General features: G+C 60.0%; 10 protein-coding genes. 4 read left to right on the top strand and 6 right to left on the bottom strand.

Annotation, left to right across the window (positions count from 1 at the left end; all coding sequences use genetic code 11):
• The first annotated feature begins 4 nt into the window (after positions 1–4).
• Together WLY71_RS27290 and WLY71_RS27285 are read left to right on the top strand one after the other, a co-directional pair.
• Entirely contained in the window at positions 5–526 is a 522-nt protein-coding gene (locus WLY71_RS27290) for a sigma-70 family RNA polymerase sigma factor (RefSeq protein ID WP_347806032.1), read from the top strand.
• A complete protein-coding gene (locus WLY71_RS27285; RefSeq protein WP_347806031.1) occupies positions 523–1,239 on the top strand; it encodes an anti-sigma factor in 717 nt (238 codons plus the stop codon). Before WLY71_RS27290 ends, WLY71_RS27285 begins: the two co-directional genes overlap by 4 nt.
• Before the next feature lie 161 nt (positions 1,240–1,400).
• On the opposite strand, the gene WLY71_RS27280 is transcribed toward WLY71_RS27285, so the two are convergent.
• The 3 genes from WLY71_RS27280 to WLY71_RS27270 all read right to left on the bottom strand — a co-directional run bounded on the left by WLY71_RS27280 (position 1,401) and on the right by WLY71_RS27270 (position 4,925).
• A complete protein-coding gene (locus tag WLY71_RS27280; RefSeq protein WP_347806030.1) occupies positions 1,401–2,486 on the bottom strand; it encodes a DUF1615 domain-containing protein in 1,086 nt (361 codons plus the stop codon).
• 304 nt (positions 2,487–2,790) lie between these two features.
• Positions 2,791–3,999 carry an MFS transporter gene (locus tag WLY71_RS27275; RefSeq protein ID WP_347806029.1) on the bottom strand — a complete coding sequence of 403 codons (1,209 nt, stop codon included), beginning with the start codon at positions 3,997–3,999 and terminating at the stop codon, positions 2,791–2,793.
• Between the two features lie 8 nt (positions 4,000–4,007).
• Positions 4,008–4,925, bottom strand: coding sequence for an NAD-dependent epimerase/dehydratase family protein (locus WLY71_RS27270; protein ID WP_347806028.1), 918 nt, complete (start codon positions 4,923–4,925; stop codon positions 4,008–4,010).
• A 211-nt stretch (positions 4,926–5,136) separates the two neighbouring features.
• Here WLY71_RS27270 and WLY71_RS27265 point away from each other — a divergent pair, with 211 nt between their 5' ends.
• Positions 5,137–6,012: a LysR family transcriptional regulator gene (locus WLY71_RS27265; RefSeq protein WP_347806027.1), complete on the top strand. Its 876-nt coding sequence runs from the start codon at positions 5,137–5,139 to the stop codon at positions 6,010–6,012.
• Positions 6,013–6,126: 114 nt separating this feature from the next.
• A complete protein-coding gene (locus WLY71_RS27260; protein ID WP_347806026.1) occupies positions 6,127–7,656 on the top strand; it encodes an FAD-dependent monooxygenase in 1,530 nt (509 codons plus the stop codon).
• 89 nt (positions 7,657–7,745) lie between these two features.
• Here the strand turns inward: WLY71_RS27260 and hemB are convergent, their stop codons facing one another.
• The 3 genes from hemB to WLY71_RS27245 all read right to left on the bottom strand — a co-directional run.
• Complete coding sequence (gene hemB, locus WLY71_RS27255; protein WP_347806025.1) at positions 7,746–8,720, bottom strand: porphobilinogen synthase; 975 nt, start codon at positions 8,718–8,720, stop codon at positions 7,746–7,748.
• A gap of 162 nt (positions 8,721–8,882) precedes the next feature.
• On the bottom strand, positions 8,883–9,725 hold the full coding sequence (locus WLY71_RS27250) for a PhzF family phenazine biosynthesis protein (protein WP_347806024.1): 843 nt from the start codon (positions 9,723–9,725) through the stop codon (positions 8,883–8,885).
• A 33-nt stretch (positions 9,726–9,758) separates the two neighbouring features.
• On the bottom strand, positions 9,759–10,124 hold a 366-nt coding region (locus WLY71_RS27245; protein WP_347806023.1), incomplete at its 5' end, for a glutathione binding-like protein.

Raw genomic sequence — 10,124 nt, 5'->3', positions numbered from 1 at the left:
GTCCTTGTCCGAAACCTCTTTCGATTACGAAGCCCACCTCGCCGCCTGCGCCCGTGGTGAACGTCAGGCCCTGCGTGAGTTGTATGTACAGGAAAGTCCGCGCCTGCTAGGTGTTGCCAAACGCCTGGTGCGCGACACTGCGCTGGCAGAGGACATCGTCCACGATGCGTTCATCAAGATATGGAATGGCGCCGCGCGTTTTAATCCGGCGCGAGGGTCGGCGCGGGGCTGGATGTTCAGCCTGACGCGGCATCTGGCGCTGAATTTCATCCGAGACAATAGCCGAGAAATTCAAGGTGAAATCGACGTGCCGTACGACGTGGAAACATTCGATGCTCAGGCTCATTCCGGGCGCATTTATCATTGCCTGGAGCAACTGGAACCTGCACGGCGCACCTGCATTCTGCACGCCTATGTCGACGGTTATTCGCACGCTGAAATCTCACAAAAACTCGGTACCCCACTGGGCACGGTCAAAGCCTGGATCAAGCGGAGCCTGACGGCATTGCGGGAGTGCATGGGATGACCAAACCTGCGAATGAAACTCCGGAAGAGCTCGACGAACTGGCCAGCGAATATGTGCTGGGTACGCTCTCGGCCGAACTTCGTACCGAGGTCCAACAACGCCTGCGCGACGAACCTGATTTACGGGCAACCGTGGATGCCTGGGAGCGCCGCTTGCTCGGCCTGACCGACCTGGCGGAAGCTCACACGCCGTCGCCACACCTTTGGCATCGCATCGAGCGCAGCGTCAACAACTTGAGTCAGCAACCTTCGCCAATCGCCGCTCGGTCTTCATCCTGGTGGAATCTGTTGCCTCTTTGGCGTGGGCTCGCCGGTGCGGGCCTGGCGGCCACGTTGCTGCTCGGCGCGTTGATGCTGACGCAAACCACCGTCAAGCCAACCTATCTGGTGGTGTTGGTCGGTCCTCAGGACAAGGCGCCGGGCTGGGTGGTTCAGGCCAGCAATTCGAGGGAAATCCAGCTTATCCCGCTGGGTGTCATAGAGGTTCCGGCCGACAAGGCACTGGAGTTCTGGACCAAGGCCGATGGCTGGCAAGGGCCGGTGTCACTGGGGTTGGTCAAGCCGGGGCAAACACTTTCCATCCCGCTGGGCAAACTGCCGTCACTGCAACCCAACCAGTTGTTCGAGCTGACCCTGGAAAACCCGAATGGCTCGCCGATCGGCAAGCCGACCGGGCCGATTCAATTCATCGGTCGAGCGGTGAAGGTAATCTGAGGGCACTCCCGCACCAGGTACCGGCGGCAAATACCTGCGCGCGACTGGCGCCTTGTTGGTAAGGGCTGGGGGGGTTCCAACGGGCCAGTTCATCGGGCTCGGCGCGGTGATGCGGCACGTAGAAAATCTGGATCCCGGCCTTGCGAACGGCCGCACGTCCCTTAGCGCTTCATGCAGCGCTGATAACGCTCATCGACCCGCTTGGCGAACCAGGCCGTGGTAAGTTTGCGAGTGATTTTCGGGCTTTGAAGCACAATCCCCGGCAACACGGCACGGGGCAATGGCCGGCCTTCGGCCTGCTCGGCCAGGGCGAAGACGCGCTGATAGAGCTGGGTGTCCTCGAATTCGAGACCTTTACCCTCCTCCAATTGATCCCTGATGGTCGGATTGCGCATGTCCAGTTGCTTGCCGAGGGTGCGCACCGCCAACTCCGTGGTGCCGGGCATGATCGAGTCGTAGCGGACCAGATCGCCATCCAGCGCCAACGGAATACCTGACGCACGACTCACCGCGTTCTGAAATGCCGCATTTCGGCTGGCGTACCAACCGGCATTGAAATCGGCGAAACGGTACAGCGGCTGTTTGTAACTCACCGGATAACCGAGTAAATGGGCGATGCCGAAATACATGCCGCCGCGACGACTGAACACTTCATGACGGATCGAAACGTCCACCGAGTACGGGTAATCCCGCGCCTGCTGCTCGGCGAAGTCGATGCTGACCTGCATGGGTCCGCCGGTGTGCACCGGGTTGAACCCACCGAACAAGGTCCGGCCCATGGGCACCATGCCGATGAAATCATCGAAGATCGCGCTGAGTTCTTTTTCGCTGCGCGCCGCATTGAGACGGTCGCTGTAGCTTTTGCCATTGGGTGAACTCACCTGTAATGCACCGCTCACCAGCAGGCTGGGGATATGGACTTTGGCGGCACGGCGGTCGATCTCGTCCCGGGCGATCTTGCCCAGGCCCGGCACTGGAGGGTCCACCTGGAAGGTCGACTCCTGCTCGGTGACGGCAAGCACCGAGCACAGGTTTTGGGTGGATGGGTAAATGTTCTGAGCGGCAAAGGCTGCGTAGATGTCCGTGGCCCAACCTTGGCGATCGACAGTTTTGGCCGGCAGCAGGCGCACGATCTCGGTCTTGACCTCGGCGGGTTTGCGGGCAGGCGGCTCCTGAGTGCGTTGAGTGCCGCAACCGGCCAGCAGCAACAGCGCCGCGACGCTCATGATCAATCGATTGGCTTGCATGTTGCTCCATCAAATCCGTTGAGCCGGGTTAACCATACGATCAATGGCATGGTGCAGGCTATGACAGTGACGGCTGCTGACTGTTCCCGCATTACTCTCGTAGCAGGTGTCGAGCCTGCGCGGCTGCGTTCGGCTGCGAAGCAGTCGTAGTTCGATGAACCTCATGGGCAACTGCTACCTGATGGTGGAGCTGTTTCTGGTGTTGTCGGGATTTGTATTAACGCTCAACTACGGGCATCTGTTCGAGCACGCTTGAGCCACGCGGCCAACGAGGAACCGACAGCGGCCCCTCGTTGGCCGAGACTCAGGCAGTCGCCGATGGATAACTCAGCAAGCTGCGATCACGACTCAGGAACATCCCGAGCACCATGACCAGCGTCACCAGGGAAATGGTCGCAGCAACCAGTGTGATGGAGTTCAACGGCATGCCGGCATCGATGACGCGGCCACCTACCCAGGCACCGATCGCGTTGCCCAAATTGAACGCACCCACGTTGAGCGTGGACGCATAGTTGGCGGATTCGCCGGCCACACGAATGATCAGCGCCTGCAGCAACATCCCCACGCAGAACGACAGGCAACCCCACACCGCCATGTTGATGACCGCTGGATACACGAAATGACTGGTCCAGTAGAAGCTGACCAGTGCTGCGATCAGGGCCATCAGTGTCAGCACCAGCGAACGGGTCAGGCTCCAGTCAGCCAGTCTGCCGCCCAGCAGGCCGCCCACGGTGATACCCAGGCCACACACCAGCAACGCAACGCTGGCGAACTTCGGCTCGACATGCGTCACATCCTGCAGGATCGGCACGATGTAGGTGAAAAACGCGAACATGCTCGCCGACGCCATGACGCTGGTCATCAGGCCCAGCCAGATGATCGGGCGCTTCATGCCTTGCAGATTGGTTTGTGTGTTTTTCTTGCTGGCGCCGGCCTTGGCCGGAACCAGGTACCAGACCATCAGCAGCGAAATAATGCCCAGCGCGACCACACCCAGGAACGTGGTGCGCCAGCCGTAGACTTGCCCCACCAGCGACCCAACCGGAACACCCAGCACGTTGGCCAGGGTCATGCCGGTGAACATCAGCGTCATGGCCCGCCCTTCCTTGCCAGGAGGCGCGATACGCGACGCCAGAACCGCTGCCATGCCGATGAACGACGCATGACTGAACGCGGTAAACACTCGGGCGACGATCAGCGAAGTGAATCCGGGAGCGATCATGCAGGCAATGTTGCCCACCGTGAAAATCGCCATCAGGATCAACAATGCGCGTTTCTCTTCCATTTTGCCGACGAGCATCGCCAGCAACGGCCCGCCCACTACCACACCCAACGCATAACCCGACACCAGATAACCGGCAGACGGTATCGACACGCCAAGGTCGGCCGATACCTGAGGCAACAGCCCCATGATGATGAACTCGGCGGTGCCGATCGCAAAGGCCGCAATCGCCAACGCGAACAGCGGCCAACTCATGACGCGGTCGTCTTTCATCTGGATATTTCCATTCATCGCAATGCTCATTTTGAAAACCCCTGGCTCTGGCTATCCCGAATCCAGGAAATGACATCCGAATGCTGCGGTTCCCAGCCGAAGTCACGGGCCTTCTGGCCACTGACCCGAATGTTCGAACCCAGCCCGTACTCGGCTTCTTCCGGGTCATGTGCACAGCATTCGCGCAGAATGTATTCCATGGGCACCGACTGAGTACGTCCACCGAACCCAAGCTTTTCGCTGATGACCTGTGCCAGCTCCTTCATCGACACCTCGCCATTCTCGGCGAACAGGTAAGCACCACTTTCGGCCTTATCCAGCATCAACAGCGACAATCTGACCAGGTCATCGATGTGCACAAAAGCGGTACGATTTTCACCACTGCCGACATACACGCCCACCCCATGTTCACGGGCCAGTCGTGTCAGCAGCGGAATCTGGATCGAGTCCTTGTGCAGCGCTCGCCCTTCGCCAAACACCATCGTCGGGCATACCACCAGCGTTCTAAGGCCCTGCTGACCGGCCATTCTGATGGCATTGTCAATCGCCACCCGAGCGACTTTCTCCAACCGTGGCCGAGGCTGGGTGTGCTCGGTCCACTGTTGATCGGAACCTGCACCCTCCGCGCGATCACCAATGACACTGGTGCCACTGTAGTGAATCAACGTCTTGCCCGAACCCCGCAAGCTCTGCAGCAAAGTGGAGACCACATAGGCATTGTCCGAGTTGGCTGCGTTGACGATAAGGTCCACTGCCAGTGCCTGCTTCTTGATCGTCTCAGTGTCATAGAGCGTCCCGAACACCGGGATGATCCCCAGTTTCCCCACCTCGTATGCCTGATGAGCGGAGCGCACCAGGCCATAGACCTCATACCCCCGATCGATCAGCGCCATGGCCATCGATCCACCGATGTCCCCCGTAACACCCGTCACAAATGCCTTCAAAATGTCGACTCCTGTCGTTCTGGAAAATATTAAAAGCTGCCGTTGCTCATCCTGAGCGCCGTCATATCCGTATCGCTCGTTACTGCCCGGCAGGTCCTGCGAAAGGGCAACATTGCGGCTGCTGTGAAGGTTAGAGCGATAGGCATTGCGGAAAAAGCAGGTTACCGTTCCAGTCTGTGCGGCCATCAGAGTCCGCAATCCAGGAACCTTCATGCTCGAATCCGTTGCTGCTTTTTCCGTGTTTGTCCAGGTCGCCGAACTGCGCAGTTTCGTGGCGGCCGGCCGCGCCATGGGCGTTTCGGCGTCTGCCATCGGCAAACGGATTTCAAGGCTGGAGGAGCGCCTGGGCGTTCAGCTGTTTCAGCGCAGCACCCGCAGCATTTCCCTGACCCCCGAGGGTGAAAAGCTGCTGGAACGCAGCCGGCGCATTCTGGACGAGATAGAAGAAATCCAGACGGAACTGAGCAGCGCCGCCGACTTGCCACGGGGTAAACTCAAGATCAGCCTGGCACCCATCAGTGACGTGTTTCTCGATCACCTGGCGCGCTTCAATGAACGCTATCCGCAAATCGAGCTGGAACTCGATTACGCCGAGCGCAACGTTGACATCATCCAGGAAGGTTTCGACGCGGCGATTCGCGTCGGCGACGGTGCCGACAGCAATTTGCGCGCGCACCACATGGGGGATTTCCGCCGGCTGATCGTCGCCTCCCCCGCCTACCTGCTTCGCCATGGGGTGCCGACCCGCCCTCAGCAACTGCTCGAACACAAGTTGCTGCACTATCGCTCACCGAACTCGGGCAAGGTCGAACCCTGGCCACTCAACGATTGCGGTGAGCTGCACCTGCCGACTTCAATTGTCTGCAACGACATCAACACCCGAATCGATTTCGCCCTCAAAGGTCTGGGCATCGCTTGCCTGCCCGATATCTCGATTCGCAAGCCGTTGCGTGAAGGGTTGTTGACACCGATGTTGCTGGACCACACGGCCAACTCGACAAAGATCCACGCACTCTGGCCCCACGCGCATCAGCACACCTCACGCCAGAAAGCCTTCATCGATTTCATCAAGTCCGTCGATTTTTGAGGGCATACCGGCTGGCGCGTCGAAAGCCTGTTACTGGCGCCGGCGCCCTCGATGGCCTTCAATTAAAGTTCACCGCCTGATCCCATGGCGCCTGCCTTTGCTCTGGGAGACAAGATGAACCGCAATGACGTGCTGATTAATGGTGCAGGGCCCACCGGTCTGGTGCTGGCTCTTTGGCTGAGCAAGCTCGGCGTGCAGGTGCGCATCATCGACAAGACGTCGGCCCCCGGCACCACGTCCAGGGCTCTGGCCGTTCAGGCACGAACGCTTGAACTGTATCGCCAGCTCGACCTCAGCGATGCCGTTGTAAAGAACGGTCATCGAGTGGCCGCGGCGAATTTCTGGGTCAAGGGCGAGCCCGTGGCGCGCCTGCCCCTGAGCACCATCGGCGAGGGTCTGACGCCCTACGCATTCCTGGAAATATTTCCTCAAGACGAGCACGAGCGACTGCTGATAGAACGCCTTGAGGCCTTCGGGATTACGGTAGAGCGCAACACTGAACTGGAAAGTTTCGAGGAAACCGGCGACGGCATCACCGCCCGACTGCGCTTGCGCGATGGCCAGCAGGAAACCTGTCAGGCCTGCTACCTGGCTGGCTGCGACGGTGCTCGGTCAATCGTGCGCAAGGCCCTGGACACCGCTTTCCCCGGCGGCACCTATCAGCAGATTTTCTACGTCGCCGACGTGCAGGCCCGCGGGCCAACGTTCAATGGTGAACTGCACGTGGACCTCGATGAAGCGGATTTCCTCGCGGTGTTTCCATTAGCCGGTGAAGGTCGCGCCCGCTTGATCGGTACCGTGCGCGACGAACGCGCCGAACATGCTGAAACCCTCCGGATTGAAGACGTCAGCAGCCAGGCCATCGAGCATCTGAAGGTGCAGATCGAACAGGTGAACTGGTTCTCGACCTACCGCGTGCATCATCGGGTGGCGGATCATTTTCGCACCGGGCGCGCGTTTCTATTGGGTGACGCCGCCCACGTCCACAGCCCGGCGGGTGGTCAGGGCATGAACACCGGGATCGGCGACGCCATCAACCTCGCCTGGAAACTCGCGGCGGTGTTGAGCGGCGGCGCTGAGGCAAAACTCCTCGACACTTACGAAACCGAGCGCATTTCGTTTGCCCGCAAACTGGTGACCACCACCGACCGAGTGTTCACGTTCGTCACCGCCGAAGGCCGCATGGCCGATTTGTTGCGCACGCGTCTGGCGCCTTTCGTGATTCCAAAAATGGCATCGTTTGAGACGTCCCGCGAGTTTCTGTTTCGCACGGTGTCGCAGATCACCCTGAATTATCGCGGGATGCCGTTGAGCACGGGCGTTGCTGGTCATGTTCACGGTGGCGACCGCCTGCCTTGGGCTCACGATGGTGAGGGGGACAATTTCGAATCGCTGAAATGTCTGACCTGGCAGGTGCATGTGTACGGCGACACCAGCGACGAAATGATCGCCTGGTGCCATGAACATCATTTGCCGTTGCATGTTTTTGACTGGCGGCCGGCGTTTGAAGCGGCTGGCCTGGGGCGTAACGGGTTTTACCTGTTGCGGCCGGATACGTATGTGGCGATTGCCGACACGTGCGCCGATCCGAAGGTGATCGAGCGGTACTTCCGGGATCACGGGATCAGGCCGTTTTTCGGCTGAGGATCAAAAGATCGCAGCGTGCGGCAGCTCCTACAGGTGTACTCAATTTCCTGTAGGAGCTGCCGCAGGCTGCGATCTTTTGATCTTGATCAGATCCCGGTCAGCGCCAGGTCCATCGCAAAGTAAGTGAAGATCAGATCCGCCCCTGCCCGCTTGATCGCGCCAAGGCTCTCACGCACCACGCGAGCCTCATCGATTGCCCCGGCCTGGGCGGCGAATTTGATCATCGCGTACTCGCCGCTCACCTGATACGCCGACAGCGGCAAACGCGAGGCTTCGCGAATGTCGCGGATGATGTCCAGGTATGCGCCGGCCGGTTTGACCATTAGCGCGTCGGCGCCTTCCTGCTCGTCCATCAGTGATTCGCGCACCGCTTCGCGGCGGTTCATCGGGTTCATCTGATAGCTTTTGCGGTCGCCCTTGAGTGCGCTGCCGCCGGCTTCACGGAACGGACCGTAGAGCGCGGACGCGAATTTGGTCGAATAGGCCATGATCGCGGTCTGGCTGAAACCCGCTTCATCGAGCGCCCGGCGAATGGCCTGAACCTGCCCGTCCATGGCCGCCGACGGGGCGATCACATCGGCGCCAGCACGGGCCGCGGCCACCGCTTGTTTGCCGAGGTTGATCAGGGTCTGGTCATTGTCGACCTCATGGTTGTGCAGCACACCGCAATGGCCGTGGTCGGTGTACTCACAGAAGCAGGTGTCGGACATCACAATCATGTCCGGCACGGCGTCCTTGGCGATGCGCGACATGCGCGACACCAGACCGTTGTCGCTCCAGGTGTCGCTGCCGTTGCCGTCCAAATGGTGCGACACGCCGAACGTCATCACCGACTTGATTCCGGCCCGGGCGTAGCGCTCGATTTCGCCAGCCAGTTTCGACTCCGGAATGCGCATCACGCCAGGCATGCTCTTGATCGGCACGAAATCATCGATTTCTTCCTCGACGAAAATCGGCAGCACCAGGTCGTTCAAGCTGAACTCGGTTTCCTGGAACAGGCTGCGCAGGCTCGCATTGCGGCGCAGACGGCGTGGACGTGCTTCGGGGAACTGACTGGACATGAGGGGTTCCTGAAAAACGGCAGACGAGACAAAAGTCGTAGGAGGCGAAGCTTATGCCCTGAAAGGCGCGGGGCACAAACCTCAGACGCGAAATAAGCCCTTACCGGTTCGGCAATAATCACCGCGATACAAGCATGTAGCAGGGTTTTGCGGCGAGCTCTGCTAGAGCGTCATTGTTCCGCTGATGCAGGTCACCACCGCGCCGCCAATCCAGATCTCGTCGTCCACTTGCTCGACCTGAATGCGTCCGGCACGGCCCATGGTCAGGCCCTGGCTGACCACATAGGACGCCGGCGCCAGTCCTTCGCTGAGCAACCATTGGGCAATCCCGGCGTTCAGGCTTCCGGTGGCGGGGTCTTCCGGCATACCGTCGCCGGAGATAAACGCCCGCACTTCGAACTGTGCGTCATCACCATCGCGCTCGGGATGCCATGGCGCGATGACACCGACGGCCAGGCCGAGCATTTGCGAATGATCCGGTTGCAGGTCCAGCACCTGCTGGCGATCCTCGACCATCACGGCCAGCCATCCGGCACCGTTGTCGACCCACTGAATGCGCACAATCGCCCCCGATTCCAGCCCGAGCCCCCGCCGCACCCGTTCCACCACATCCGCCTCCACCGGCCCGGTTTTGAGCAATGGCGGTGCGAGAAAGGCCAGCTCTGTCCCTTGTCGACGAACCCGTACCAGCCCCACGCCGCACTCCTGAATAATCTCTTCGCCCTTGGGCACGCCACCGGCCTCCAGCCACGCATGGCAGGTACCCAGTGTCGGATGACCGGCGAACGGCAATTCGTTCAGGGTGGTGAAGATCCGCACGCGATAATCGGCGCGAGGATCGCGCGGTTCGAGTATGAATGTGGTTTCGCTGAGGTTGGTCCAGCTGGCGAACGCCGCCATGCGCTCATCACTGAGCTCATCGGCGCCGAACACCACCGCCAACGGATTGCCCTTGAGCGCAATACGGCTGAAGACATCTACTTGCTTGAAATCGAATGAGTGCATGGCCTGCCTTGGTCTTGTTCAAATCGAAGCGTTTTAATGGGGGATTTCCAGCCCGCGCATCACCGCCGGTCGCGCCAGAAAGCGCTCCAGCACACGCGTGACGTTCGTGAAGTCCTCGATGCCCACCAGCTCGCCAACCTCATAGAAGCCGATCAGATTGCGCACCCAGGGGAAGGTCGCGATGTCCGCGATGGTGTAGCGCTCGCCCATGATCCAGTCGCGCCCTTCCAGACGTCCATCAAGAACTTTTAACAAACGTTTACTTTCATCGACGTAGCGGTCGCGGGGACGCTTGTCCTCGTAGTCCTTGCCGGCAAATCTGTTGAAAAAACCGAGCTGGCCGAACATTGGCCCGATGCCACCCATCTGAAACATCAGCCATTGAATGGTCTCGTACCG

Source organism: Pseudomonas rossensis, assembly GCF_039888995.1.
GTDB classification, from domain to species: Bacteria; Pseudomonadota; Gammaproteobacteria; order Pseudomonadales; family Pseudomonadaceae; genus Aquipseudomonas; species Aquipseudomonas rossensis.
Note: the sequence above shows the minus strand (reverse complement) of the source record. Positions and strands in the feature narration are given on the sequence as shown.